The organism is Ideonella livida, from assembly GCF_010499455.1.
GTDB lineage: Bacteria > Pseudomonadota > Gammaproteobacteria > Burkholderiales > Burkholderiaceae_C > Ideonella > Ideonella livida.
The window spans coordinates 78,488-104,489 of the sequence record NZ_JAAGOH010000003.1 but is presented as its reverse complement, the minus strand read 5'-3'; the positions used below and the strand labels follow the sequence as shown (position 1 = coordinate 104,489).

The window sequence follows — 26,002 nt, the reverse complement described above, 5'->3', positions numbered from 1 at the left end:
GCCTGCCTGCCATGTCCCACGCCCTCCTGACCCCCTGCGCTTGCGGCGCCCTCGACGTCCACGCCCACTTCGTGCCCGAGCACTTTCCGGCCTGGCTGGACGGCGCCTTGCCCGAGGGCTGGCCCGCCACGGCTGAGGCTGCGCCGCAGGGCGGCGTGTGCCACCGCCAGGTGCTGGTGGGTGGGCGGCACTACCGCACCGTCTCCGAGTCTTGCTGGAGCGTGCCGCGCCGCCTGGCCGAGCTGCCGGCCATGGGGCTGACGCACCAGCTCATCTCGCCCATGCCGGAGCTGCTGGGCTACTGGCTGGCGCCCCTGGCGGCGCAGCGCCTGTGCCGCTTCCTCAACGAGACCGCCGCCGCGCTGGCGGCGGAATCGGGCGGGGTGCTGCTGGGCCTGGCCGCCGTGCCCCTGCCCGATGTGGACGCGGCCATTGCCGAGCTGCGCCACGCGGTGCAGACCCTGGGCCTGGTGGGGGTGGAGCTGGGCAGCCACATCAACGGCAGCCCCGTGGGCGACCCGCGCTGGCGACCGTTCTTGGCCGCCTGCGAGGCGCTGGACGTGCCGGTCTTTGTGCATGCCCTCAAGCCCGTCGGGCAGGAGCGCCTGGTGGGTCCGGCGCCGCTGCTGCAGGTGCTGGGCTACCCCAGCGAGGTGGGCCTGGCGGCGGCCTCGGTCATCACCGGCGGGCTGCTGCAGGCCTGCCCGCGCCTGCGCCTGGCCTTCAGCCACGGCGGCGGCACCTTGGCCAGCCTGCTGCCCCGGCTGCAGCAGGGCTGGCAGGTGTTTCCGGCCCTGCGGGAGCGCGTGCCCGAGAGCCCGGCCGAACAGGCCCGGCGCCTGTTCTACGACACCCTGGTGTTCGACCCCGCCACCCTGGCCCAGCTGCTGGAACGTTTCGGCCCCCAGGCGCTGATGCTGGGCACCGACCACCCCTTCAACTTCCGCGAGGCCGCACCGGCGGCCCGGGTGCAGGCGCTGGGCCTGGATGCGGCCACCACCGCCGCACTGCTGCATGGCAATGCCCGGCGCTTTCTGGGCACCCGGGCGCCGGCCGCCTGACGGGCCCTTGAGCCTTGCGCCAATTTCCTAGAACCCTGGAGACCTTCCCATGGCATCCCCCTGGATCCAGTCCTTGCGCAGCGTGGCGCTGAACGTGCCCGACCTGGCCCGCGCCGAGGCCTTCTACACCGACACCTGGCGCCTGCAGGTGGTGGCGCGCAGCGAAGACGCCGTCTTTCTGCGCGGCAGCGGGGCCGACCACCACTTGCTGTCTCTGCACGCGGCCGCCGTGCTGAGCCTGCGGCATGTGAGCCTGCGGGCACGCAGCGCCGAGGCGCTGGAGGCCATCGCCCAGGCCACGCCGGCCGCCGGTGGCCGCCTGCTGCACGCCGCCCGGGCCAGCAAGGACCCGGCCGGGGGCAGCGCCATCCGCCTGATGGACAGCCACGGCCGCGTCTTTCATGTGGTGCACGGCGATGCGCGCCACACCGATATCGAAGAGCGGCCCGATACCCCCATCCGCCTGGCCCATGCGGTCTTCAACACCCAGGCCGCGGGCACCTCCCAGCGCTTTCTGGAGCAGGCCTTGGGCTTCACCCTGGCCGACCGCACCCGGATCATGGCCTTCATGAACTGCGACCGTGACCACCACACGATCGCGCTGGGCGACACCGACAACAACGCCCTCAACCACATCGCCTTCCTGATGCCCGCCATCGACGACGTGATGCGCGGCGGCGGGCGCCTGCGCGATGCCGGTTTCCCCATCGCCTGGGGCCCCGGCCGCCACGGTCCGGGCAACAACGTCTTCAACTACTTCATCGGCCCCTTCGGCGAGGTCATCGAATACACGACGGAAGTCGAGCAGATCGATGCGCACTACCCGGTGGGCGGCCCGTCGGACTGGACCTGGCCACCCGGCCGGGTGGACCAGTGGGGCGTCGCCCCGCCGGTGCCCGAGCTCAGGGCCGCCCAGCGTTCGGTGTTCTTCGCCCCGGTGGCGCCCCCGGCCTGAGGGCCCGCCACCGACTGCCGCTTCCTTCTTCCCTCCTGCCCCCCTCAAGAGAAAGCCCGCCATGCGCTTTGCCACCTACCTCCGCGACGGCCAGCCCCGCCTGGGCCTGGTGCTCGATGAGCAACTCATCGACCTGAACGACGCCCAGCCGCAGGTGCCGCCCTGCCTGCGCGCCGCCCTGGCCCAGGGGGTGGACCTGATGGCCGCGGCCCGCGCCGCCGCCGACGATGCCGCCGCCCCCCGCCTGCCCCTGGCCCGCCTCACCCTGGCCCCGCTGGTGCCCGAACCCGGCAAGATCATCTGCCTGGGCCTGAACTACTTTGACCACGCCAAGGAAGGCGGCCGCGACAAGCCCGAGTACCCCTGGTTCTTCCTGCGCGGCAAGAGCAGCCTGGTGGCCCATGGCGCGCCGGGTGTGCGCCCGCGTGTCTCCGAACGCTTTGACTACGAGGCCGAGCTGGCCCTGGTGATCGGCAGCACCGTGCCGCGCCATGTCACCCAGGAGCAGGCGCTGCGCCACGTCTGGGGCTACACCTGCTTCAACGACATGTCGGTGCGCGACTACCAGAAGCGCACACCCCAATGGACCATCGGCAAGAACTTTGACGGCACCGGCGGCTTCGGCCCGGTGCTGGTGACGGCCGACGAACTGGCCCCGGGCGCCACCGGCCTGCGCATCCAGAGCCGCCTCAACGGCCAGGTCATGCAGGACGCCAACACCACCGACATGATCTGGGGCGTGGCCGAAACCATCGCCCTGCTGTCGGACTGCCTGACGCTGGAGCCGGGCGACGTCATCGTCATGGGCACCCCCGCCGGCGTGGGCCAGGCGCGCACCCCGCCGGTGTGGATGAAGCCGGGCGATGTGGTCGAGATCGAGATCGAACGCATCGGCACCCTGGTCAACCCCATCGTGCAGGAGGCCTGAGCATGTCGCCGACACCGCCCAAGGCCTGCGCCGGATCGGCCGCCGTAACCGGCGGAGGAGGGGAGGAAATCTACGATGTCGCCATCACGGGCTTTGGCCCGGCGGGTGCGGTGGCCGCTGCGCTGCTGGGCCAGGCCGGCCTGAAGGTCTGGGTGGGCGACCGCCTGCCCGATGTGTACGAGATCCCGCGCGCCATCGCACTGGACCACGAAATCATGCGGGTGTTCCAGCAGATCGGCGTGGTCGAGGCCATCGCACCGTACTTCGAGCCCTTCACCAACTCCGAGTACTTCGGCGTGGACGGTCAGCTCATCCGGCGCATGACCATGGTGGCGCCGCCCTATCCGCAGGGTTACACCCCCTCGCTGGTGTTCACCCAGCCGCCGGTGGAGCGGGCGCTGCGGGCCCGGGTGGCCGAGCTGCCCACCGTCACCGTGGTCCTGTCCACCGAGGTGCTGGACCTGCACCAGGATGCCGACGGCGTGAGTCTGGACCTGCGGCAGGCCGACGGTACGGTCGGCCAGGTGCGTGCCCGCTGGGCCCTGGCCTGCGACGGCGGCAGCAGCGGCCTGCGCAGCCGGCTGGGCATCGGGCTGATCGACCTGGACTTTGACGAACCCTGGCTGGTGGTGGACGTGCTGTGCAACGAGCGCGGCCTGGCCAAGCTGCCCCGCACCAGCGTGCAGTACTGCGAACCCGCGCGGCCCTGCACCTACGTCATCGGCCCGGGCGCACACCGGCGCTGGGAAATCTCGCTGCAGCCGGGCGAAGACCCGCGCGAGGCCGCCACGCCCGAGCGCACCTGGGCGCTGCTCTCGCGCTGGCTGACGCCGGAGGACGGCACCCTCTGGCGCCAGAGCAGCTACCGCTTCCATGCGCTGGTGGCCGACCGCTGGCGCGTGGGCCGGGCCTTTGTGGCGGGGGATGCGGCGCACATGCAGCCGCCTTTCCTGGGCCAGGGCATGTGCCAGGGCGTGCGCGACGTGGCCAACCTGTGCTGGAAGCTGATCAGCGTGCAGCGCGGTGAGGTGCGTGGCGCCGCCGCCGAACGCCTGCTGGACAGCTATGGCGCCGAGCGGCAGGCCCATGTGCGCGAGCTGACCACCCGCATCAAGGCCGTGGGCGCCGTCATCTGTGAGCGCGACGTGGCCCGGGCCCGCGAGCGCGATGCCCGCCTGCTGGCCGACTGCGGCGGCGTGGTGCGCGACACCCCGCGCCAGGACGTGCTGCCCCCGCTGACGCAAGGCCTGTTGGCCGCGCAGGACAGCCCGGGCCGTGGTCTGCTGTTTCCGCAGCCCTGGTTGAAGGACGGGACCGGCCGGCCCGTGCGCCTGGACCACGCCTTGGGCACCGGCTGGCGCCTGGTGCTGGGCGAGGGCCTGCCGCCCAGCCTGGCAGACCTCGCAGCCGGCGCCGAAGCGGGTGGCGGCCTGCCCGGCCTGGCCGTGCTGCACCTGGGCCGCCAGCCCGAGACCGAGGGCGTGGTGGCCGCCTGGCTGGACCGCCAGCGCTGCCACGCCGCCCTGGTCCGCCCGGACCACTACGTCTTTGGCACGGCGACCGACGCCGCCGGTGTCACCGCCCTGCTGCAGGAGGCGGCTGCCGCCTTGTGCTGAACAGCGCCGACAGGCGCTTCCCGTCAGCCACCCGAACCGGCCCGCAGAGGCAGGTCGGTGGCCCCGACCCTTCCATCCCCGGAGTTGTAGGAGACCCCATGCGCACGATCCCTGTTCCCGGTGTCCGCCCGTCGGCACCTTCCCGTCGCCAAGTCTGCCGCCAGATCGGCCACCGGCTGGTGGGTGGCCTGGGCCTGCTCAGCGGCCTGGGCGCGCTCAGCCCGGCCCGTGCCCAGGCCTGGCCGGAAAAACCGGTGCGCTGGGTGCTGTCCCAGCCCCCGGGATCCGGCCCCGACAACGTGGCCCGTCTGCTCACCGAGCGGCTGGCCAAGGCCTGGGGCCAGGCCCTGGTGGTGGACAACAAGCCCGGTGGCCAGAACACCATCGGCGCCCAGGCCGCGGCACGCGCCCCGGCCGACGGCCATGCCTTCTACTTCGCCACCACCGCCGCGCTGGTCACCAACAGCTACCTGTTCAAGAGCCTGCCCTACGACCCGCGCAAGGACTTTGTGCCGGTGGCCTTCGTGGCCCGCAGCCCGTTTGCGGTGCTGGTGGAGGTGGGCTCACCGCTGCGCAGCCTGGCTGATCTGGTGAAGGCTGCGCAGGCGCGCCCCGGTCAGCTCAAGGTGGCCACTGAGGGGCCGCGCACCTTTGGCGGCATGATCGCCCGGCTCCTGGCCGCCCGCCTGGGCCTGGACCTCAACCTGGCCGCTTACGCCTCGGTGGGCACCGCCAGCCAGGACACCCTGGGCGGCCATGTGGACCTGCTGGTGGCCGACCTGGCCAGCACCGCCACGCTGCTGCGCCAGGGCCGCCTGCGCGCCTTGGCCGTGACCACCGCGCAGCGGGTGGCCGGCTTCGAGGCCGTGCCGCCGGTGGCCGACACCGTGCCCGGCTTTGACATGGGCGGCTGGTTCTGCCTGGTGGCCCCGGCCGGCACGCCGGAGGCGGTGGTGCAGCGCGTCAACCGCGACCTCAACGCCCTGCTGGCCGAGCCCGCCATCGCCGAGCGCATCGCCGCCATCGGCCCCGTGGCCGCGGGCGGTCTGGACCCGGCCCAGGTGGCCCAGTGGCTGGCGCAGGAGCACCAGCGCTGGGCCCAGGCCACGCGCGAGATCGGCGTGCTGCCGGAGTGAGCCGGGCCGGGCGGCCCGGGCCGCCCGGCCGCCGCCCGGGTGTGGATCACGCGCCCCACCGCCGCCTTCTTGCCACTTCCCCCCCTCACCCCCCTCATCCTGTCCATGACTTCCCCACACGCTTCCATCCCGGCCCCGCAGCCGGTGGTCTTCACCCAGGTGCGCATCTTTGACGGCAGCGGCAGCGCGCCCTTTGCCGGCGAGGTGCGGGTGGACGGCCAACGCATCACCGCGGTGGCCCGCGACGGCGCCCAGGTGCCGCGCGACCACGCCCTCGTCATCGACGGCCGAGGCGGCGTGCTCATGCCCGGCATGACCGAAGCCCATGCCCACCTCACCTGGCCCAGCTCGGTGGAGAAATTTGTGCCCGGCATGGCCCTGCCGCCGGAGGAACTGGCGCTGACCGCCGCGCGCAATGCCCGCATCCTGCTGGACCACGGCTTCACCAGCGCCTACTCCGCCGGGGCCCTGAGCAAGCGGCTGGAGGTGGTGCTCAAGGCGCAGATCGACTCGGGCGGCCTGCCCGGGCCGCGCCTGATCGCCAGCTCGGTGGAGCGTGAGCCGCCCAACGACGGTGCCCTGGACCCTGGGCACGTGGACGAGCACGGCAGCGGCCCGGAGAACGTGGCCGCCTTTGTGCGCGGTTGCAAAGCCCTCGGTGCGCAAGCCGTCAAGTTCCTGATCTCGGGCGAGAGCGCCTTGAAGCCCGGTGCCTCGCAGCAGCTGCTCTACACCGAGGCCGAGCTGCTGGCCGCCGGCCACGCGGCGCGCGAATGCGGGGTCTGGCTCACCGGCCACGCCCATGCGGCCCAGGCCGTGAAGCTGGGGGTGAAGGCCGGCTTTCGGGTGCTGTACCACTGCACCTATGCCGATGAGGAAGCGCTGGACCTGCTGGAAGCGGCCAAAGAGACGATCTTTGTGGCGCCCACCATCGGCATCGTGCAGGCCACGCTGGACGCCACGCCGCCGCCGCACTTCGACATGACGCCCATGAAGCAGGACGCGGCCGCCGTGCTGGAGTGCCAGAAGCGCCTGGTGCCCGAGCTCAAGCGTCGGGGCGTGCGCCTGCTGCCGGGCGGGGATTACGGCTTTCCCTTCAACCCCAACGGCCGCAACGCCTGGGACCTGGCGCTGTGGGTGCGGCACTTCGGCTACACCCCGGCCGAGGTGCTGCACGCGGCCACCGCCCTGGGCGGGCAGATCATGGGCCAGGGCGAGGCGCTGGGGCAGATCCGCCCCGGCTTCCTGGCCGACCTGCTGCTGGTCGACGGCGACCCCACGCAAGACGTGGCCATCCTGCAGAACCGGCACGCGCTGCGGGTCATCATGCAGGACGGCCATTTCCACAAGGGCCGGGAGCTGGCCGCATGAACCTTCCACAGCAACACGAACCCGGCGCCATCGCCGGCATGAGCCCTGAGGTGATGGACGCCCTGCGCCGCCTGGGCAGCGGCTTCAACCTGCCGCAGGTGCAGGCGCTGTACGCGCCGCTGCTGGCCGCCCAGCCGCACGACGGGGTGCGCCTGGTGACCGACCTGGCCTACGGCCCGCACGCCCGCCACCGGCTGGATGTTTACCAGCCTGAGGGGCTCCCGCCGCCCGGCGGCTGGCCGGTGCTGGTGAGCTTTCATGGCGGCGGCTTCATCCGGGGGGACAAGGCGCAGCGCGCCAACATCGGCTGGTGGGGCGCGCAGCAAGGTCTTCTCACCGTGCTGCCCAACTACCGCCTGGCACCCGAGAGCCGCTGGCCCAGCGGCCCCGAAGATGTGGTGGCCGTCTGGCAGGCGCTGCGCCAGCAGGCGGCCGCCCTGGGCGCCAACCCCGATCGCATCGTGCTGATGGGCGAGTCTGCCGGCGCGGCCCATGTGGCCGCCGCCACGCTGCTGCGGCGCTTTCAGCCCGCCGACTGGCGCATTGCCGGCGCGGTGCTGCTCTCCGGCCCGTACAACGCCCGGCTGGAGGGTCTGGCCCGCGTCCCGTTCGGCGTGGCCACGCCCGACCCGCGCAACGAGGCCTACTTCGGCCCCGATCCGGCCGACTGGGACGCCGCCAGCGTGGTGGACCAGGTGGATGCCGCCCCCTTCCCACTGCTCATCGCTTTTGCCCAGCGCGACCTGCTGCAGATGCAGGTGCAAGCCGGCGAGCTGTTTGCCCGGCTGGTCAGCCGCCACGGCTTTGCACCCGCGCTGCACTGCTGGGCCGAGCACAACCACTTCTCACCCGGCCATTCCTTTGGCACGGCCGACGTCAGCGTCAGCGCCGCTGTGCTCGACTTTGTGCGTCGCCTGACCGCCTGAGGCGCCCACACATCCAGCCCCTTTCGCTTGGGCGTACCCCCGCTGAATTCCTGTGGTCTGGCCAATAATCGCACCAGGCAGGTGCGACAGCCGCTGCGCCAGACGGCGGCGGCACCTGATGGTCGTGGGGACCCTCACTGGGGTGAAAAACATGGATGTGACGTGGTTACGCTTCGAAGAAGCGGACCTGCCCGGCTGCCCGCCGGGCGGGCAATGGGTGGGCGTGATGCCGCCGGGTGGCATGGTGCTGGTGGCGGTGGCGCTGGCGGCGCCCACCGGGGCGCAGGGCAGGGCGGCGGCCGTGCTGGCCCGGGCGGCGGCCGAAGGGGTGCAGGTGCTGTTGCACCAGGGCCAGCCCTATGTGCCTGAGGCCTGGCTGTCCCAGGCCTGGCCGCCTGCCGCACCGGCTTGCGCGGTCTTGGCCCGGGCGGCACGGCAGGCCCTGCAGGCCCGCCTGGCGGGACAGGCGCAGCGGGCCGGGCCGGGCGGCGCCGCCCGGCCGGTGGACGCCGAGGCCGCGCCCTTCTATTTGGAGGCTGTGGTCCGCGCCGGTCAGGTGGAGGACCAGGCACTGGCCCAGGCCATGCGGGCCCGGGGCTTCAACCGCCGGCAGTTTGACGAGGCCACCTGGTTTGTGCCGCTGGCCCTGGGCCGGCAGTTTCTGGTGCGCCACAACCTGGACTACGAGGACCGTTTTCTGGTGCTCAGCCGCCATGGGGAGGTCATGCGCGAAGGCGTGCTCAATGAACAGGCGGTCTTCATGACCGCCCGGGTGCAGGCCGCCCGCTGGGTGGACCAGCCGGTGGTGGCACGGCATCTGGTGGCCCGCTCGGTGGAGGTGCGCAGCGCGCTGCAGGCCCTCAAGCAGGGACAGCCGGCGGCGCACCTGCAACTGCCCTTGCCGGTGTTCTTCAAGGAGTCGCCCAGCCCCTCAGGCCTGGAGCAGGCGCGCCGGCTGATGCGCGCCCACCTGCTGCCGGCCTGAGGTCCGACCCGGCCGTTCCGCCTCAGGCGGCCAGGCCGCGGTCCGGGGCGAGTTGCCGCAGCACCTCCTCGGCCAAGGCCAGGCTGGACGTGAGGCCGGGCGACTCGATGCCAAAGAGGTTGACCAGCCCCGGCACCCCGTGGGCGCCCGGGCCCTGCACCATGAAGTCGGCGGCGGGCTCGCCCGGGCCGCTGATCTTGGGGCGTATGCCGGCATAGGCAGGTTGCAGGGCGCCGGCCGGGAGATCAGGCCAGTAACGGCGTATGGCAGTGTCGAAGGCTGCAGCCCGGCGCGGGTCCACCTGCAGGTCGGCCGTGTCGTCCACCCACTCCACGTCCGGACCGAAACGGGCCTGTCCCGCCAGGTCCAAGGTGAGGTGGATGCCCAGCCCGCCGGGTTCGGGCAGGGGATAGACCAAGCGGGAGAAGGGCGCCCGGCCTCGGAGGCTGAAGTAATGGCCCTTGGCCCGCCAGGACCTGGGCAGCCCCCGCGGGTCCAGGCCCTGCAGCCGTGCGGCCAGGGCCGGGGCATGCAGGCCGGCGCCATTGACCACGGTGCGGGCCCGGATGGCCATGGGCTGGGCGCCCCCGATCTGCAGCACCAGCCCTTGTGGGGTGACCTGACCGCCGAGCACCGGTGAACCCAGGGCCAGTTGTGCCCCGGCCGCCTGGGCATCGGCCAGCAGGGCCTGCATCAGCCCGTGGCTGTCGACGATGCCGGTGCAGGCACTGTGCAGTGCGGCCTCGGCCCGCAGGGCCGGCTCCAGGCGGCGCAGCGCCTCGCCCTCGCACCAGGCCAGCCCGGGCACCCCCTGGGCCTGCCCGGCGGCCCACAGCTGGCGCAAGGCCGGCAGCTGCGCCGGCGTGGTGGCGACGATGAGCTTGCCGCAGCGCCGGTGGGCCACGCCCCGCGCGGCGCAGTAGTCGTACAGCAACTGCCGGCCCCGCTGGCACAGGCGGGCCTTGAGGGAGCCAGCTGGGTGGTGCAGGCCGGCGTGGATCACCTCGCTGCTGCGCGCGCTCACGCCGGTGCCGGGGGCCAGGGCCTGCTCCACCACCACGGTCTCCCGTCCTTGGCGCGCCAGCGCCCGGGCCACCGCAAGGCCCACCACCCCCGCACCGATCACCAGGCTATCGACATCTTCCATGCGGTTCATTGTGGCGGCGGTGGGTGGAACGGTGGCGAATGAGGTGGTGGGCGGGTCGGCATGGGGCGCATGGCCGGTCCGGGACCGTCGTGGGCCATCGCAGCGGTGGCTTGGTGGCCTGAATAAAACATTGATTAGCGTAATAATCAACATACAAATAAAAGATCCCATAAATCCCGTTGAATCCGCGTGCAGGGCCAAATGCTTGTTGCCGTGGGCACTTGCGCACGCCGAAGGCCGAACGGCGCCTGTGCGGCTCCAGCCTCAGGTGTATGGCGCGGCGGGCGGAAGGTCTGATGAAACGTCTGGTGGCGGCCCTGGCGGTGTCCACCGGCCGCGGGCCGGTCAGCCGGCTGCGCGCCGGCCTGTCCGGTGGGGGCCATCGAGACTAGGGTTTCCACTTACAAGAAGACTGTCAGAAATGGCCCGCCGAGGCGACTACCGAGGAGGTGCCGGAGTGGCAGCCGGCCCAGCCGGCGCCGATTCGCCCCCCACCTGGCCGCCGGCCAGCGTGTTTCCCACCTCTTCTCTGTTGGAGCCTTCCGATGTCCGTTCGTCATTCCACCGTTTTGCCCGCTGCCTCTCTCGCCCTGGCCCTCACCACGGCATTGGCCGCTCAACCCGCCTTGGCCCAGGCGGCCGAGAAAGAGAAGTGCTACGGCGTGGCCATGAAGGGCAAGAACGACTGCGCCGCCGGCCCGGGCACCACGTGCGCCGGCACCTCCAAGATGGACTACCAGGGCAATGCTTGGAGCTACGTGCCCAAGGGCAGCTGCGAGAAGACTGCCTCCAAGACCTCGCCCAGTGGCTTTGGCCAGCTGATGGCTTTCGGGGCCAAGTGATCCATGCCGGCCGCCTGTGAGTCACTCTCGTGCATGGCGCCGACGCTGCCGGCCCGCGCCGGCATCGGGCTGCGCATGCCCCACGCCGCCGGTCTGCTGAGCGGCGACTTCTCGGCGCCGCCGCCTGCCTTTGTGGAGGTGCATGCCGAGAACTACATGGTGGCCGGCGGCCCGTTGCCCCGGCAACTGGATCAGGTGCGGGCGCGCTGGCCCTTGGCCCTGCACGGGGTGGGCCTGGGCCTGGCGGGTGCGTCCGCGCCAGAGGTCGCCCATCTGGACCGCTTGGCGGCCTTGATCGCGCGTTATCAGCCCAGCGTGTTTTCCGAGCATCTGGCTTGGGGGGGGCATGGCGGGCACTACCTGGGCGACCTGTTGCCGGTGGCGTACGACCGGCCCACGCTGGACCGGTTGTGCCGCCACATAGACCAGGTGCAGACCCGGCTGGGCCGGCGCCTGCTGCTGGAGAACCCGTCGACCTATCTGGCCTTTGAAGCGTCGCAGTTCACAGAGCCCGCGTTCTTGCGGGAACTGGTGCGCCGCACCGGTTGCGGCCTGCTGCTGGACCTCAACAACCTCCATGTGAGCAGCGTCAACTTGGGGTTCAGCGCCCTGGCCGCTTTGGACGACTGGCCGCTGGAGGCGGTGGAGCAGATCCACCTGGCCGGCTTCACCCGGGCGGCCGACGTGACCCCGGGCGTGCTGCTGCTGGACACCCACGCCAGCCCGGTGGACGACGCGGTGTGGGGTTTGCTGGCCGAGGTGGTGGCCCGGCGCGGCGCGGTGCCCACCTTGATTGAATGGGACCAAGACCTGCCGCCGCTGGACCGCCTGCTGGCCGAGGCGGCGCAGGCCGACCGGCTGTTGGCGGGCAGCCCGAGGCCCGCTTTGCCTCTTGTCCGGGATCCACGGCCGGCGCGCCCCGCGCAGGAGGTGGCATGAAACCGACTGCTTGCCCTGCGCCCGCGGACAGCGTGCAGGCGCGTTGGGTGGCGGCCTTGCTGGACCCCGACCTGCCGGTGCCGGCCGGTTTGGGCGCACCGGGTGGGGGGCCCGGCGTGGCGCGCCGCTTTGCGGTGCACCGCCATAACGTCGTCAGCGGCTTGGTGGATGTGCTGGCCAGCAGCCTGCCGGTGACGCAAACCGCTGTCGGAGAGACATTCTTTCGCGCCATGGCCGCGGTGTTCGTGCGCCAGCATCCCCCCTGCAGCCCGGTGTTGGCCGGTTATGGGCAGGCGCTGCCGGATTTTTTGCGCGGCTTTCCCCCCGCCGCGGGACTGCCCTGGCTGGCCGATCTGGTGCGCTTGGAACTGGCTGGCCAGGCGGCGCTGCATGCGGCCGATGACACGCCCCTGGCGGCTGGCACCTTGCATGCGGCACTGGCGCAACCCGATGCGCTGCCGCGCCTGCGCCTGCCCTTGCGCAGCGGCGCGGCGGTGTTGCGCTCAGACTGGGCGGTGCCGAGCTTCTGGCGCGCCCATCAGGCGCCCGAGGCGCCTGAGGAAGACCCGGCCGCCGGCCTGGCCGCGCGGCTGGCCAAGCTGGACATGGACCAACCCGAGGCGGCCCTGCTGTTGCGGGTGGACGACCGCCTGCGTCTGTTGCCCCTGGGCCCAGGCCTGACTGCGCTGCTGGAGGCCTGTGGCCAGGGCCAGCCTCTGGGCCGGGCCGCTGCCCAGGCCCTGGCGGCTGAACCTGCGCTGGACCTGGGCCGCGGCCTGGGCGACTTGTTGGCCCACGAGGTGTGGGCGGATCTGCTCTGGGAGAACCCCTGATGACGCGCCCTGTCAACGCGACCAACCCAAGCGCCTCAGCGCCGTTGGCCACCCCCGCGGCCTCCTCCACTGCGTCTCATGCGGTGTGTCTGGCCTCCCGTCTGGTGCGGCGCTTGAATGGCCTGATGAGCCAGCTGCCCGCCGATGGCATTGCCCTGCTGGCCCGCTTTGCGCTGGCTGCCACCTTCTGGCTCTCCGGGCAAACCAAGGTCAGTGGGCTGGTGATCAACCTGGTGAGCGGTGAATGGGTGCTGGGCTGGCCCCGGCTCTCCGACAGCGCCGTGGCGCTGTTTGCCGACGAGTACCGCCTGCCCCTGCTGCCGCCGGCCGTGGCCGCCGTCCTGGCGGCCACGGCCGAGCATGTGCTGCCCGTCTTGCTGCTGCTGGGTCTGGGCACCCGCCTGGCGGCCCTGGGGCTGCTGGGCATGACGGCGGTGATCCAACTGCTGGTCTACCCCGGCGCCTATGCCACACACGGCACCTGGGCCGCCGGGCTGTTGTGGCTGATGGCGCTGGGGCCGGGTCGGCTCTCGCTGGACCACCTGCTGGCACGACGCTGGGCAGGTACCGCCCGGCACTAGAGGCCGTGGGCGGGGCTGGACACCCGCGGCGCTTTCCAGGCCGCGGGGGCGGGCGGGTATGCTGGCCGGCACGGCCTTGTCGCCGCCCCTCCTGCGCTTCTCCTCGCCGTCTCTATGTCCACCTGGCCCGCCCCCGTCACCCTCACCCACCCCCTGGCCCGCCTGGAGCCGCTGCTGCCGGAGCACCACGACGCCCTGGTGGCGGCTGCCCAAGATGGAGAACTGTGGCGCCTCTGGTACACCGTCGTGCCCAGCCCCGAGGGCATGCGTGCCGAAATCCAGCGCCGCCTGGACCTGCAGGCCAAGGGCAGCATGCTGCCCTTTGTCAGCGTGGATGCCGGTGGCACCGTGCGCGGCATGACCACCTACATGAACATCGACGCGGCGAACCGGCGGGTGGAGATCGGCTCCACCTGGACGGCAGCCAGCGTGCAGCGCAGCGGCTTTAACACCGCCTGCAAGCTGATGCTGTTGCAGCATGCCTTTGAAACGCTGGGCTGCATTGCGGTGGAGTTCCGCACCCACTTCTTCAACCAGCAAAGCCGGCGGGCCATTGAACGCCTGGGCGCCAAGCTCGACGGTGTGCTGCGCCACCACCAGAAGCTGCCCGACGGCAGCCTGCGCGACACCTGCGTCTACAGCGTGATTGCGCCCGACTGGCCGGCCGTCAAGGCCCATTTGCAGTGGCAGCTGGACAGGCCGCGTTGAGCGCCATGGGGCTCATGCGCCCGGCGCCTGCACGATCAGCACCTTGAGCGCCCGTTGCGGGTCCACATCCGCAAACGCTGGCGGGTTGGGCAGGCGCTGCAGCACCGTCAGGGCGGGCGCCTCCACCGCCAGGAGCTGGCGCAGGAAGTCTTCGTTGTAGCGGGGCGCGTTCAGGGCCAGCAGGGCCTGGCCGCCAGGCGCCAGCAGGCCCGGCAGGCGGCGGAGGAGCCGCGCCCAATCCTTTTCAGCCACAAAGCTGCCCTTCTGGTAGGCCGGTGGGTCGGCCACCAGCAGGTCGTAGGGCCCCTGGCGGCTGAGCTTGCCCCAGGAATTCCAGACGTCATAGGGCAGGAAGCTGGCCCGGCCCGACAGGCCGTTGAGCGCATGGTTGCGCTTGCCAATGCCCAAGGCGCCGGGTGACATGTCCACATTCAGCACCTGGCTGGCGCCGCCCTGCAGCGCCGCCACCGAGAAGGCGCAGGTGTAGGCAAACAGGTTGAGCACGCGCGCGCCGGGCCGCGCCGCCGCCTGGGCGCGCAGCCAGCGCCGTCCCTCGGCCATGTCCAGAAACAGGCCGTGGTTGAAGCCGCGCAGCAGATGCACAGCGTAGCGGGCGCCGTCCTCCGCCACCGCGTGGTCCTCGGGCACCGTGCCGCACAGCACGCGGGTGTCGGCACGCACTTCGTCGCGCTGCTGGAACACCAGGTTGAGCGGCTGGCCGGCGCCAACCTGGGCCCAGCGGCGCTGCAGGGCCTCTCCCACAGCGGCCAGTGCCACTTCATCCACCGGCCCGTAGTGGGTCAGCAGCCAGACCGGCGGGTAGGCGTCCAGCGTCCACGCCTCCTCACCCGGGTGCAGGCCACCGCGGCCGTGAAACAGGCGCTGGGCCTGGGCGCTGGGCTGCAGGGCGGCGATGGCCTGCAGCAGGGCGGTAGGCAGGGCACCGGGCGTCAAGCCGGGGACGGGGGCGGGGGGGGTGTTCATTTCGGTAGGTTCCACGGGGCGCGGATTGTGGACCCGTCCGCACGTTCCTGCGCCGCCCTGCCCTCCCCCGCGCCGCTCCCAGCAGATGGGGCCCGCCGTCAACCCTCAATAGAACCAGCGCGCCGGCACCATCACCAGCGCCGGGAACAGGATGAACAGCAGCAGCAGCAGCGACTGGGCCACCAGGAACGGCCACACGCCCACCGTGACGCGGCCCAGGTCCACCCGCGCCACGCCGGCCACCACGTTCAGCACCGTGCCCACCGGCGGGGTGAGCAGGCCGATGGCGTTGTTCATGATGAAGAGCACGCCGAAGTAGATGGGGTCGATGCCCGCCTGCTTGACCAGCGGCATCAGCACCGGCGTGAGGATGAGCACCGTGGGCATGAAGTCCAGCGCGGTGCCGATCACCACCACCAGCGCCATCATCATGAACATCAGCAGGATCTTCTGGTCCATGAAGGGGCGCAGCAGCTCGGCCACCTGGCCTGGGATGTCGGCGATGGTGATGAGCCAGGCCGAGACGAGCGCGCAGGCCACCAGGAACATGACCACGGCCGAGGTCTTGGCCGCCGCCAGCATCAAGGCGGGCAGCTGCGAGAGCTTCAGCTCGCGGTAGGCCAGCAGGCCCACGGCCAGCGAGTACACCGCGGCCACCACCGCCGCCTCCGTGGGCGTGAACACACCCGCCTTCATGCCGCCCACGATCACCAGCGGCAGCAGCAGCGCCCACACCCCCTGGCGGAAACTTTGGCCCACCCGGGACCAGGCGAAGTGGTCGGCCTCGCGCACCGGTGGCGCCTCGCGGCGGGCGCACAGCCACCAGGTCAGGCCCAGGGCCATCCCCATCATCACACCCGGCACGATGCCGGCCATGAACAGCTTGGTGATGGACACCTGCGCCGCCACACCAAACACCACAAAGCCGATGGACGGCGGAATGATGGGGGCGATGATGCCGCCCGAGGCGATCAGCCCGGCCGAGCGCGGCACGTCGTAGCCGGCCTGGCGCATCAGCGGGATGAGCACCGCGGCCAGGGCGGCGGTGTCGGCCACCGCCGAGCCCGAGATGCTGGCCATCACCAGCGCGGCCAGGATGGCCACATAGCCCAGGCCGCCGCGCACATGGCCCACCAGCGACTGGGCCATGGCGATGATGCGCTTGGACAGGCCGCCGGCGTTCATCAGCTCGCCGGCCAGCATGAAGAAGGGCACCGCCATCAGCGGGTAGTTGTTGGTGCCCTCCAGCAGGTTCTGCGCCAGGATCTGGGTGTCGAAGTTGTTGAGGTGCACCATCAGCGCCACGGCGCAGACCAGCAGCGCGAAGGCGATGGGCATGCCCAGGGTCATGGCCCCGAGCAGCGAGCAGAGGAAGACGGCGATCGTCATGTCAGGGACTCCAGGGAGATCGGGGCGCGGGGGTTCATTCGACGGAGCCGGTGGGCGTGATCACCAGTTCCTCGGCCGGCATGCGGCCGCTGACCTGGCGCCACAGGCTGCACAGCAGGATCCAGCTGATGCCCGTGCTGCTCACCAGCAGCGCCGAGAACACCACGCCCATGGGCACGCCCGAGACCGGCGCGTGGTCGTCCATGGCGATGACCACCTGCTTCCAGGTGCCCTGCACCAGCAGGCCGCAGCAGACCAGCATCAGCAGGTCCGAGGCGAAGCGGAACACCCGCCGCCCCCACACCGGCAGCGCCGAGATGACGCTGGACATGCCCAGGTGGGCATGCTCGTGCATGGCCAGCAGTGCGCCCAGCAGGGTCAGCCACATGAAGATGAAGCGCGAGACCTCCTCGGAGAAGGTGATGCCGGAGTTGAAGCCGTAGCGCAGCACCACGTTGCCAAACACCAGGACCACCATCACGCCCAGCAGGCCGATGAGCATCCACTCCAGAAAACGCACAAAAAAGCGAGGCAGCATGCTTGGCTCCTGATTCGGCGGCGGGGTGCGCTCAGCGCGCGGGCGCCTGGTCGAGTGCGGCGAAGAAGGCGCGGGCGGTCTCGGCCCCCACCGACTCGATGTGCTTGTCGATCACCGGGCGCAGGCGGTCGCGCATGCGGCGGCGTTCCGACTCGCTGACCTCGTTGATCTGCATGCCGGCCTTGGCCAGCTCGGCCCGCAGGCTCTGGTTCAGGCTGCGGCTGGTCTGGCGCTGGTACAGCGTGGCCTCGCGGGCGGCGGCCTGCACCAGGGCCTGGTCGGCGGGCTTGAGGCCGTCCCAGAACTTGCGCGAGGTCAGCAGCACCAGCGCGTCATAGGCGTGGCCGGTCACCGAGAGGTACTTCTGCACGTCGTAGAACTTCTGCGCGTGGATCACCGTGTAGGGGTTCTCCTGCGCGTCCACCGCGCGGGTCTCCAGGGCGGTGAACAGCTCGTTGACCGGCATGGGCACGGCGTTGGCGCCCAGGCCGTTGAACAGGTCGATGTAGAGGTTGTTCTGCATCGTGCGCACCTTCAGGCCCGCCAGGTCGTCGAGTTTGGCCACCGGGCGGCGGCTGTTGGTCAGGTTGCGAAAGCCGTTCTCCCAGAAGGCCAGGCCCACCAGGCCCTTCTCCGGCAGGCGGGCCAGCAGCCCCTGGCCGAAGGGGCCGTCCAGCACCGCGTCGGCCTGCGCCTCGGTGGAGAAGGAGAAGGGCAGCCCGATGACGCCAAACTCCTTGACCAGGTTGGCCAGGGTGGCGGTGGAGGGCACGGTGAACTCCTGCGTGCCGCCGCGCAGCGCGGACTGCATCTGCTGGTCACTGCCCAGCGTGGCGCCGGAGTACACGCTGATGCGGATGCGACCCTGGCTCTTTTGCTCCACGATCTCGGCGAACTTGCGGGCGCCCAGGGTCTGGGGGTGGCTGTCGGGCAGGCTGGTGCCCAGGCGGGCGCGGATCTCCTGGGCCTGCGCGGGGCCGGCCAGCAGCAGGGCGGCGCAGGCGGTGGTCAGCGCCGTGGAGAGAGCGGTCGTGAGGGCGGTCGTGAGGGCGGTGGCAAGGCGTCGGTTCATGGGGTGTCTCCTCTTGTGGTTGGGGGCGGAAGCCGTCGGGGGCCGGTCACTCAGACCGGCAGGCGGTACAGGCGCAGGGCGTTGTCGCAGAACACCGCCAGGCGCTCGGGCGGCGGCAGGTGGCGGGTGAGCGCCTTGAAGCCGGAAAGGATCTCGTCGAGCGTGGCCACCAGCGAATCCACGGGGAAGTTGCTGGCCACCAGGCAGCGGCTGGGGCCGAAGACCTGCAGCAGGTGGTGCACCACCGGGGCCTGCAGTTCAGGCGTCCAGCGCTGGCCGGGCACGCCCAGGCCCGAGAGCTTGACCACCACCTGCGGCCACTGCGCCAGCCGGGCCGTGGCCTGGCGCCAGGCGTCCAGCGAGGCGGCGTCGCGCTCGGCCGGCAGGCCGGCGTGGTTGAGCACCAGCGGCACGGTGGGGAAGTCCCGCGCCAGCTCGCCCGCCTCGTCCAGGTGCCACCAGGGCGCCTGCAGCTCGAACAGCAGGCCGGTGCCCACCAGCCGGGCGTAGCCGGCACGCCAGCGCGGGCAGCGCAGGCTGCCGGGGGCCTGCCAGGCGGCGTGGTGCTCGGCACGGGGCACGGTGCGCGGCTTGTGGCGCACGCTGCGCACGATCGGCAGGGTCAGCAGGGTGGCCAGCACCTCGGGCCAGTCCTCGCGGTCCAGCCAGGCCTGGGCGGCCAGGGCATGGGGCGTGCCTTCGCGCGCGGCCAGGGCCTGCACCCAGCGGGCCTCGCCCAGCGGGTCGGCCGGGTCCCACTCGCCTTCCATCAGCACGCTGCGCATCACCCGGTGGGCGCCGGCATGCCGGGCGTGGTCGGCCGGCCCGTAGTCGCGGCAGATGGCGCCGTAGTCGCCGTAGCGGAAGGGGATGCGCGGCAGGCGCTGCAGCCAGGGGTGCGGGTTGCGGCCCACGTCCCAGAAGTGGTGGTGCGCATCCACGATGGGCAGCAGCGCCTCGTCGCCGCTGGCGAGAAAGGCCAAGCGGGCGGCCTGCAAGGGGCTCAAGTCGCTCACGTCGCTCTCGTCAAGCATGGCGCGCCCTCCCCTGCCGCCTGGGGCTGCGGCGGCGGGGTGACAGCCACCGGGCCGGTGCGGTACACCCGGGCGGCGTTGTCGTGGAACACGGCGGCCAGGGCCTGATGCAGGAGCGCATCCGGCGCCCCTGGCGTCGCCTCTTGCGTGGCGTCCTGCAGCGCTTCGGTCACCGTCTGCACGATCTCGCCATACGAGGCCCGCAGGCCGGCCACAGGGAAGTTGCTGCCAAACAGGCAGCGCCCCCAGCCGAAAGCGGCCAGTGCGTGGCGCAGCACGGCCACGTTCTGCGCACGTGACCAGGGCGCCGTCTTCAGCCCCAGCTCAGAGAGTTTGAGGTGCACCCGAGGCAGCGCGGCCAGGGCCTGCAGCCCGCGTTGCCAGGCTGCCAGCCCGGCGGGGCTGCGGTCCCAGGGCAGGCCGGTGTGCTCCACCACCACGGTCAGCTCGGGCACCTGGGCCAGCAGCGTGGCTGCTTCCTCCAGGTGCCACCAGGGCACGCGCAAATCCCACAGCAGGCTGTGGGCGGCCAGCCGGCGCAGGGCTTCGGGCCAGCGCGGGTCGTCCAGACCGCTGTGGTCGGGCGCTGGGCCGTCGGGCTGCGGGCGGATGGCGGGCTTGCAGCGCACGCCGCGCACCAGGGGCCAGGCGGCCTGGGCCGTGAGCGCGGCTTCAGCGTCGTCGGCCAGCAGGTCCACCCAGGCCACCACGGCGCTGGGCAGGCCGTGCTGGGCGTGCACGGTGTGCAGCCAGCGGGTTTCGTCCAGGGCTTGGGCGCGGTCGCGCTCGGCCTCCACATGCACGCTGCCCACCAGGTTCAGCCCGCTGGCATCGGCCCGCAGCTCGCGCGGCAGGTAGTCGCGGCAGATTGCGGTGTAGGGGCCCAGGATGAAGCGCTCAGGCGCATAGGCCTCCTGCAGCCAGTCGTAGTGGCCGGCCGACAGGTCCCAGAAATGGTGGTGGGCGTCCAGGATCGCCTCGGGCCAGGGGGCGGCCATGGTCAGCGCACCGCCTCAATGGCCTTGAGCACCGCATCGCCGTTCTTCTCGACATACAGGCGGCGGGTCTCGTCGCGCACGATGGCGGCGATGCCGGCGTTGTCCGGCTGGTCCACCACCTGCATGCCGGCCTGGCGCAGCTGGGCGATGACCTCGGCCTCGTGGGTGGCGTTGTAGCTGCGCTGGAAGCGGGCGCCGGCCACGGCCTCTTCCACCAGCCACTGGCGCTGGGTGGCGCTGAGCTTGTCGAAGCGCGCCTTGTGCATCACCAGCGGCATGGCGGTGTAGGCGTGCCGGGTGAGCGAGAGGTGCTTCTGCACCTCGTGCATCTTGGAGGCGGCCATGATGATGGGCGGGTTCTCATGCCCGTCGATGGCGCCGGACTCCAGCGCCGGGTACACCTCGGCGTAGGGCATGGGCTGCGGGTTGGCGCCCAGCAGCTGGAAGGCCTTGAGGTGGGCCGGGTTGGGCGTGGTGCGGATCTTCAGGCCACGGATGTCCTCGGCGCGGCGCACCGGGCGGCGGCTGTTGGCCAGGCAGCGAAAGCCCACCTCCCAGAAGGCCAGGCCCTTGAGCGAGAAGCCCTCCAGTTCGCCCAGCAGCTGCTGGCCCACGGCGCCGTCCAGCACTTTGTGGGCCTGCTCGGCACTGCTGAATAGGTAGGGCAGGTCCAGCGCATTGAGCTTGGGCACCAGGCCGGTGAAGTAGGGGTTGCCGGCCAGCATCAGGTCCACCGTGCCGCCGCGGGTGGCGGCCAGCACGGTGTTGTCGTTGCCCAGCGTGCTGTTGGGGTAGACCTGCACCTCCAGCGTGCCGCCGCTGCGGGCCTTCACCCGCTTGGCAAACTCCAGCGCGGCCAGGTGCTGGGAATCGGTCTCGGCCCCGGCATGGGCCAGGCGCAGGCGCACCGTCTCCTGGGCGCGGGCCGTGCCGGCCAGGGCCAGGGCGCCCAGGCCCAGGGCCTGCAGGTGGTGGCGTCGGGTGAAGGTCATGGCGTCAGGCTCCGGTGAGGACGAAGGAGGCGTCGGGCTCGCGCAGGGTGCGGATCTGGCGCACAAACTGCCAGCGCTGCAGGTCCAGCTCGCGCACAAAGTCGTCCTGGAAGGACACATAGGCCAGCGGCTGCGTGGGATGGAAGGACAGCGCGGTGGGGTTGGCCGGCAGCGTCAGGCAATGCAGCTCCTCCAGCGTGTCGGCATCGAAGACCGAGAGTGACTGCTCGCCCGAGTTGGTCAGCAGCAGCTGGGCGCGGCCGTCGGGCAGGTCGCGGCGGTAGATGCGGTTGGGGTCGCGCCGGGTTTTGACGCGCCGGCCCACGGCCAGGGTGGCGGTGTCGATGGCCACCAGCGTGTCGTCGCCCCGGTTGGCCACGAACAGGGTGCGCTCGTCGCGTGAGAGGGCGTTGCCCTCGGGGCGCGGGCCCGGCATCACCGCGCGTGGGGCCACGGTGGCGTCGCGCGGGTGGAAGCGGGTGACGGTGTTGGACAGCAGGTGGATGCCATAGGCCGTTTCGGCCTGGGCGTCGAGCGTCACCAGGTGGGTCTTGATGCCGCCCGAGGGCACGGCCAGGTGCGGCACGTCCTGCTCGCGCGGGCGGTCAAACACCAGCAGGGTGTCCTGCGCCTCGCTCATGGCGTAGAGCCGGCCGGCGGCGTCGCAGGCCATGCCGTGCGGGCGGCGGTAGGGCCACAGGTCGAGCAGGCGCAGCAGCCGCCGCGCGGACAGGTCGATTTCGGCGATGCGGGTGTCGCCCTCGTCGCCGCGGGTCCAGGCGGTCTCGATGCCGAAGATGCCCACATAGGCGCGCTCGCGCGCCGGGTCCACGGTGAACTCGTGCGGAAAGTTGGGCAGCACCACATGCTGCAGGGCCTGGCCGCTGGCCAGGTCATAAAAGCTGAAGGTGTGGGCGCATTTCTGCACCAGCAGCAGGATGTCGGACATGGCGTCTCCAGAGGGTGCAGGGCTCAGGCGCTGCGCAGGGCGTCGATGGCGCTCAGCAGTGCGTCACCGTTCTTCTCGATGAAGCTCCTGCGGGTTTCGGCGCCCACCAGCTTGCGGAAGGGCTCGGCGTCGAAGGTCTCCAGCACCTGCATGCCCTTGGCCTTGAGGTCGGCCACGATGCGGGCCTCGTCGCGGGCGTTCATGTCGCGCTGGAAGCGACCGGCGGCGCGGGCGGCCTCCACCACGATGGCCTGCAGATCGGGCGGCAGGCCGTCGAAGCGGCCCTTGGTCATCACCACCGGCATGGCGGTGTAGGCGTGGCGGCTCATGGTCAGGTGCTTCTGCACCTCGTAGAACTTGGCCGACCAGGTGATGGCCACCGGATGCTCCTGCGCGTCCACCGCGCCGGTTTCCAGCGCCTGGTACAGCTCGCCCAGGGGCATGGGCACCGGGTTGCAGCCCAGCAGCTTGAAGGCCTGGATGTGCGACGGGTTGGGCGTGGTGCGGATCTTCAGGCCCTTCACATCGTCGGGCGCGCGCACCGCGCGGTTCTTGGTGGTGATGCAGCGGAAGCCCACCTCGAACCAGCCCAGGCCCTTCAGGCCGTGCGCCTCCAGCCCGGTCATGAGCTGCGCGCCCACCGCACCGTCCAGCGTGGCATAGGCGTGCCGGCCGCCGTTGAACAGAAAGGGCAGGTCCAGCACGCCGATGGCCGGGGTGAGGCCGGCGAAGTTGACGCTGCCGGCCATCATCATGTCGATGCTGCCGCCGCGCACCGCACCGATCACGGTGCCGTCATTGCCCAGCTGGCCGTTGGGGAAGACCTTCACCTCCAGCCGGCCCTTGGACTGCTCCTTGACGGCCTTGGCCAGCTCCAGCGCGGCCAGGTGCTGAGACGAGGTTTCGGGGCCGGCGTGGGCCAGGCGCAGCACGGTGGCCTGGGCGCGGGCCAGGGGGGGCAGCAGACCGGTGGTGGCGGCCACGGCGGAGAGTTGGACAGCGGACTGGCAGAACTGACGGCGTTGCATGGTGGTGACCTTCAAGGGGCGCTAGGCGAGACGGGGCGAGACGAGCCCGGCCAGGCCGGTGGCACCGGCCCTGCCTATGGGACAAACGGGTGTGGGGTGGAAGGAGGTCGCGGGCCTCAGCCCGCCAAGGCGCTCAGCGCCACATCGGCGCCGGGCGGCGCCATGGAGGGGGAGCGGTTGGGGCGGGGCCGGGCGTGGTGCGCGGCGTCCCCTGGGCGGTGCAGCGGTTCATGGGTCTTGTCTCCATCCTTGTTGTGCCGGTGGGCCCGGGCCGGTTCGTCACCGTCTCGGTACCCCCGTGGCATGCATCGTAGGCAGCGCATACATGCCGGTATAGTGAAAACATCTCATGAACCCATTGCTTGGGGTTATGAATTGGGCGGCCTTCCCTTGCCCTCCCCTGCCCCGCCCGCCAGCCCGACTCAGACCGGACGGCCGGCGCGGGCGGTGAGCCAGGCCGGGGCGTCCTGCAGGCACACCGGGCGCAGGAAGCGCGCCAGCGCGGCGTCGCCCACGGAGGTGCTCTCCGGCCGGGTGCTGCTGGGCCACGGGCCGCCGTGCTGCTGCGCGGCGGTCACGGCCACACCGGTGGGCACGCCGGCAAACAGCACGCGCCCGGCAATGGCCATGGCACCGCGCACCAGGGCGCGGGACTTGTCGCTGTCCTGCTCCACGCCCCACAGGGTCACGGTCAGGCTGCCGCCCACGGCCTGCAGCACCTGCAGGGCCTGGCTCAAAGACGCGGCGCGCACGATCAGGCTGCTGGGGCCGAAGACTTCTTCACGCAGCGCGGCCTTGGCGATGAACTCCAGCGCGCTGACCTGGGCCAGCACCGGGCGCGGCGGCTGGCCGGCGGCGGCGGTTTCCTGCAGCAGCATGTCGGCCCCGGCCTGGGCCCAATGGGCCACGCCGGCTTCAAAGGCACCACGCATGGCGGTGGTGAGCATGGCGTGCGGCTGCTGGGCCTTGAGCGCTTCGGCGAGCTGGGCCACAAAGGCGTCGTTCACCGCCTTGGCGTCCATCTCCGGCTGCACCTCGTCAATCAGCAGGATCACGCCGGGGTTGGTGCAGAACTGGCCGCAGCCCAGGGTGATGGAGCCGGCCAGGGTGGTGGCCAGGGCGGCGCCGTCGGTGGCCAGCTTGGCCGGCAGGGCGATGGTGGGGTTGACCGAGCCCAGCTCGCCGTAGAACGGGATGGGGCGCGGGCGGGCCGCGGCCTCGGCGGCCAGGGCGGCCCCCCCTTGGGTGGAGCCGGTGAAGGCGCCGGCCGCGATGGCCGGGTGGCGGATCAGGCGCACGCCCACGTCACGGCCACCGCCCTGCACCAGGCCCACCAGGCCGGCGGGCAGGCCTTGGGCGGCCAGCACTTGCTGGATCAGGCCGAACACGCGGTTGGACAGCTGCAGGTGGCCGGTGTGGGCCTTGACCACCACCGGGCAGCCGGCGGCCAGGGCCGAAGCGGTGTCACCGCCCAACACCGAGAAGGCGAAGGGGAAGTTGCTGGCCGAGAACATGGCCACCGGGCCCAGCGGCACGCTCCAGCGCTGCATGGCGGGGTGGCCCGCCGGCGGGGCGCCGGCCACGGCGGGGTCGTCCACGAAGGCGAAGGGCTCGCCGCGCTCTGCCAAGTCCGCAAAGCGGCGCAGCTGGAAGGCGGTGCGGTCGAGCTCGCCGTTCAGGCGCACCGGGCCCAGGGCGGTTTCCTGATCGGCCAGGGCCACCAGGGCTTCGCGGTCGGCCTCCAGCGCGGCGGCCAGGCCGCGCAGCAGGGCGGCGCGCTCGGCACCGGTGGCGGCTTGCCACGGGGCGAAGGCGGCGGCGGCGGCCTCGCAGGCGGCGTCCACCGCTGCAGGAGAGGTGGCCGGCAGCTCGGCCAGCACGTCGCCCGTGCGGGCGCTGAAGGATTGCAGGGTGCTCATGACAGCTCCAGAAGAAAAACGGCCCGGCGCGGTGCGGGTGCACCGTGCCGGGCCACACAAGGGATCCCGCGTGGGCCGCGGTCAGGCGGTAAGACCCGCTGGGGCGCGGGCCGGCAGGTCAGGCCGGCACACCGTCAGCGCGCCCAGCGCAGCACCAGCGGGTCCAGCCGGCGGGCGATGTCCAGCAGGCCGTGGCGCACGCCGGGGCTGATGTCCGGGAAGGGCGCGCGCGGCGCGCCGCAGGCGATCACGCCGCCGGCCTGCATCAGGGCCTTGGCGGCCAGGAAGCCGGCCTGCCGGTTTTCCCAGTTGATCAGCGGCGCCCAGCGCTCGTGCAGGGCGTAGGCCTCGTCGCGCCGGCCGGCGTGGTAGGCGTCAAAGATGGCGCGCATGCCGTCGGGGAAGCCGCCGCCGGTCATGGCGCCGGTGCAACCGGCCTCCAGGTCGGCCCAGAGGGTGATGCCCTCCTCGCCGTCCCAGGGGCCTTCGATGGCCTCGCCGCCCAGGGCGATCAGCTCGCGCAGCTTGTCAGCCGCGCGCGGCACCTCGATCTTGAAGTAGCGGATCGTCTCCACCTCCTGCGCCAGCCGGGCCAGCAGCGGGGCGGGCAGCGGTGTGCCGGACATGGGGGCGTCCTGGATCATCACGGGGATGTCCACCGCGGCACCTACGGTGCGGTAGAAGTCCAGCACCTGGGCCTCGCCCACCCGCAGCGTGGCGCCGTGGTAGGGCGGCATCACCATCACCATGGCCGCGCCCAGATCCTGGGCTTGGCGCGAGCGGGCGGCGCACACCGCGCTGCTGAAGTGCGTGGTGGTCACGATCACCGGCACGCGGCCGGCCACGTGGGTCAGGATGTCGCGGGTGAGGACCTCGCGCTCGGCGTCCGAGAGCGCGAACTGCTCGGAGAAGTTGGCCAGGATGGCCAGGCCGTGGGAGCCGGCGTCGATCATGAAGTCCACGCAGCGGCGCTGGCCGGGCAGGTCCAGCGTGCCGTCGGCGTGGAAGATGGTGGGCACCACCGGGAAGACGCCCCGATAGCGCGGGGCGCTGGCGGAAGGGGTGGGCATG

At 71.8% G+C, this 26,002-nt stretch carries 25 protein-coding genes; 13 read left to right on the top strand and 12 right to left on the bottom strand.

The window, feature by feature from the left end:
* Nucleotides 1-11 precede the first annotated feature (11 nt).
* The 8 genes from G3A44_RS03895 to G3A44_RS03860 all read left to right on the top strand — a co-directional run bounded on the left by G3A44_RS03895 (nt 12) and on the right by G3A44_RS03860 (nt 8,978).
* A complete protein-coding gene (locus G3A44_RS03895) occupies nt 12-1,061 on the top strand; it encodes an amidohydrolase family protein (RefSeq protein ID WP_163456191.1) in 1,050 nt (349 codons plus the stop codon).
* 49 nt (nt 1,062-1,110) lie between these two features.
* Nucleotides 1,111-2,016, top strand: a complete 906-nt coding sequence (locus G3A44_RS03890; RefSeq protein WP_163456190.1) for a VOC family protein — start codon at nt 1,111-1,113, stop codon at nt 2,014-2,016.
* A gap of 61 nt (nt 2,017-2,077) precedes the next feature.
* Nucleotides 2,078-2,944 carry a fumarylacetoacetate hydrolase family protein gene (locus G3A44_RS03885; protein WP_163456189.1) on the top strand — a complete coding sequence of 289 codons (867 nt, stop codon included), beginning with the start codon at nt 2,078-2,080 and terminating at the stop codon, nt 2,942-2,944.
* A gap of 2 nt (nt 2,945-2,946) precedes the next feature.
* Nucleotides 2,947-4,560: a bifunctional 3-(3-hydroxy-phenyl)propionate/3-hydroxycinnamic acid hydroxylase gene (locus G3A44_RS03880; protein ID WP_163456188.1), complete on the top strand. Its 1,614-nt coding sequence runs from the start codon at nt 2,947-2,949 to the stop codon at nt 4,558-4,560.
* 98 nt (nt 4,561-4,658) lie between these two features.
* Nucleotides 4,659-5,696, top strand: a complete 1,038-nt coding sequence (locus G3A44_RS03875) for a Bug family tripartite tricarboxylate transporter substrate binding protein (protein ID WP_163456187.1) — start codon at nt 4,659-4,661, stop codon at nt 5,694-5,696.
* A 105-nt stretch (nt 5,697-5,801) separates the two neighbouring features.
* Nucleotides 5,802-7,067 (top strand): amidohydrolase family protein, encoded by a 1,266-nt coding sequence (locus G3A44_RS03870; RefSeq protein WP_163456186.1) that lies wholly within the window; start codon nt 5,802-5,804, stop codon nt 7,065-7,067.
* Nucleotides 7,064-7,993 (top strand): alpha/beta hydrolase, encoded by a 930-nt coding sequence (locus tag G3A44_RS03865; protein WP_239061694.1) that lies wholly within the window; start codon nt 7,064-7,066, stop codon nt 7,991-7,993. The genes G3A44_RS03870 and G3A44_RS03865 overlap by 4 nt, the downstream gene beginning before the upstream one ends.
* Nucleotides 7,994-8,144: 151 nt before the next feature.
* Complete coding sequence (locus tag G3A44_RS03860; protein WP_163456185.1) at nt 8,145-8,978, top strand: hypothetical protein; 834 nt, start codon at nt 8,145-8,147, stop codon at nt 8,976-8,978.
* Between the two features lie 22 nt (nt 8,979-9,000).
* On the opposite strand, the gene G3A44_RS03855 is transcribed toward G3A44_RS03860, so the two are convergent.
* On the bottom strand, nt 9,001-10,125 hold the full coding sequence (locus G3A44_RS03855; RefSeq protein ID WP_163456184.1) for an NAD(P)/FAD-dependent oxidoreductase: 1,125 nt from the start codon (nt 10,123-10,125) through the stop codon (nt 9,001-9,003).
* Between the two features lie 545 nt (nt 10,126-10,670).
* Between G3A44_RS03855 and G3A44_RS03850 the strand changes: the two genes are divergently transcribed.
* The 5 genes from G3A44_RS03850 to G3A44_RS03830 all read left to right on the top strand — a co-directional run bounded on the left by G3A44_RS03850 (nt 10,671) and on the right by G3A44_RS03830 (nt 14,028).
* On the top strand, nt 10,671-10,967 hold the full coding sequence (locus G3A44_RS03850) for a BufA1 family periplasmic bufferin-type metallophore (RefSeq protein WP_163456183.1): 297 nt from the start codon (nt 10,671-10,673) through the stop codon (nt 10,965-10,967).
* Nucleotides 10,968-11,000: 33 nt separating this feature from the next.
* A complete protein-coding gene (gene bufB, locus G3A44_RS03845) occupies nt 11,001-11,906 on the top strand; it encodes an MNIO family bufferin maturase (RefSeq protein WP_239061693.1) in 906 nt (301 codons plus the stop codon).
* A complete protein-coding gene (locus G3A44_RS03840) occupies nt 11,903-12,739 on the top strand; it encodes an HvfC/BufC N-terminal domain-containing protein (protein ID WP_163456181.1) in 837 nt (278 codons plus the stop codon). The genes bufB and G3A44_RS03840 overlap by 4 nt, the downstream gene beginning before the upstream one ends.
* A gap of 125 nt (nt 12,740-12,864) precedes the next feature.
* Nucleotides 12,865-13,320 (top strand): DoxX family protein, encoded by a 456-nt coding sequence (locus G3A44_RS03835; protein ID WP_163456180.1) that lies wholly within the window; start codon nt 12,865-12,867, stop codon nt 13,318-13,320.
* A gap of 114 nt (nt 13,321-13,434) precedes the next feature.
* Nucleotides 13,435-14,028, top strand: a complete 594-nt coding sequence (locus tag G3A44_RS03830) for a GNAT family N-acetyltransferase (protein WP_163456179.1) — start codon at nt 13,435-13,437, stop codon at nt 14,026-14,028.
* 12 nt (nt 14,029-14,040) lie between these two features.
* Here the strand turns inward: G3A44_RS03830 and G3A44_RS03825 are convergent, their stop codons facing one another.
* From G3A44_RS03825 to G3A44_RS03775, 11 genes are all read right to left on the bottom strand, one after another.
* Entirely contained in the window at nt 14,041-15,012 is a 972-nt protein-coding gene (locus tag G3A44_RS03825; RefSeq protein ID WP_163456178.1) for a class I SAM-dependent methyltransferase, read from the bottom strand.
* A gap of 105 nt (nt 15,013-15,117) precedes the next feature.
* Complete coding sequence (locus tag G3A44_RS03820) at nt 15,118-16,401, bottom strand: TRAP transporter large permease subunit (RefSeq protein ID WP_163456177.1); 1,284 nt, start codon at nt 16,399-16,401, stop codon at nt 15,118-15,120.
* 34 nt (nt 16,402-16,435) lie between these two features.
* The gene (locus G3A44_RS03815) at nt 16,436-16,939 is read right to left on the bottom strand and encodes a TRAP transporter small permease (protein ID WP_163456176.1); all 504 of its coding nucleotides are present in this window, start codon (nt 16,937-16,939) and stop codon (nt 16,436-16,438) included.
* A 31-nt stretch (nt 16,940-16,970) separates the two neighbouring features.
* The gene (locus tag G3A44_RS03810) at nt 16,971-18,011 is read right to left on the bottom strand and encodes a TRAP transporter substrate-binding protein (RefSeq protein ID WP_163456175.1); all 1,041 of its coding nucleotides are present in this window, start codon (nt 18,009-18,011) and stop codon (nt 16,971-16,973) included.
* A 50-nt stretch (nt 18,012-18,061) separates the two neighbouring features.
* A complete protein-coding gene (locus G3A44_RS03805) occupies nt 18,062-19,045 on the bottom strand; it encodes an amidohydrolase family protein (RefSeq protein WP_163456174.1) in 984 nt (327 codons plus the stop codon).
* Nucleotides 19,024-20,043: an amidohydrolase family protein gene (locus tag G3A44_RS03800; protein ID WP_163456173.1), complete on the bottom strand. Its 1,020-nt coding sequence runs from the start codon at nt 20,041-20,043 to the stop codon at nt 19,024-19,026. Before G3A44_RS03800 ends, G3A44_RS03805 begins: the two co-directional genes overlap by 22 nt.
* Nucleotides 20,044-20,045: 2 nt before the next feature.
* Nucleotides 20,046-21,035 (bottom strand): TRAP transporter substrate-binding protein, encoded by a 990-nt coding sequence (locus G3A44_RS03795; protein WP_163456172.1) that lies wholly within the window; start codon nt 21,033-21,035, stop codon nt 20,046-20,048.
* Between the two features lie 4 nt (nt 21,036-21,039).
* Nucleotides 21,040-21,984: a YncE family protein gene (locus G3A44_RS03790; RefSeq protein ID WP_163456171.1), complete on the bottom strand. Its 945-nt coding sequence runs from the start codon at nt 21,982-21,984 to the stop codon at nt 21,040-21,042.
* Nucleotides 21,985-22,007: 23 nt separating this feature from the next.
* Nucleotides 22,008-23,012 carry a TRAP transporter substrate-binding protein gene (locus G3A44_RS03785; RefSeq protein ID WP_163456170.1) on the bottom strand — a complete coding sequence of 335 codons (1,005 nt, stop codon included), beginning with the start codon at nt 23,010-23,012 and terminating at the stop codon, nt 22,008-22,010.
* A gap of 422 nt (nt 23,013-23,434) precedes the next feature.
* On the bottom strand, nt 23,435-24,931 hold the full coding sequence (locus G3A44_RS03780; protein ID WP_163456169.1) for an aldehyde dehydrogenase family protein: 1,497 nt from the start codon (nt 24,929-24,931) through the stop codon (nt 23,435-23,437).
* 134 nt (nt 24,932-25,065) lie between these two features.
* Nucleotides 25,066-26,001: a dihydrodipicolinate synthase family protein gene (locus G3A44_RS03775; RefSeq protein WP_163456168.1), complete on the bottom strand. Its 936-nt coding sequence runs from the start codon at nt 25,999-26,001 to the stop codon at nt 25,066-25,068.
* Nucleotide 26,002 lies beyond the last annotated feature (1 nt).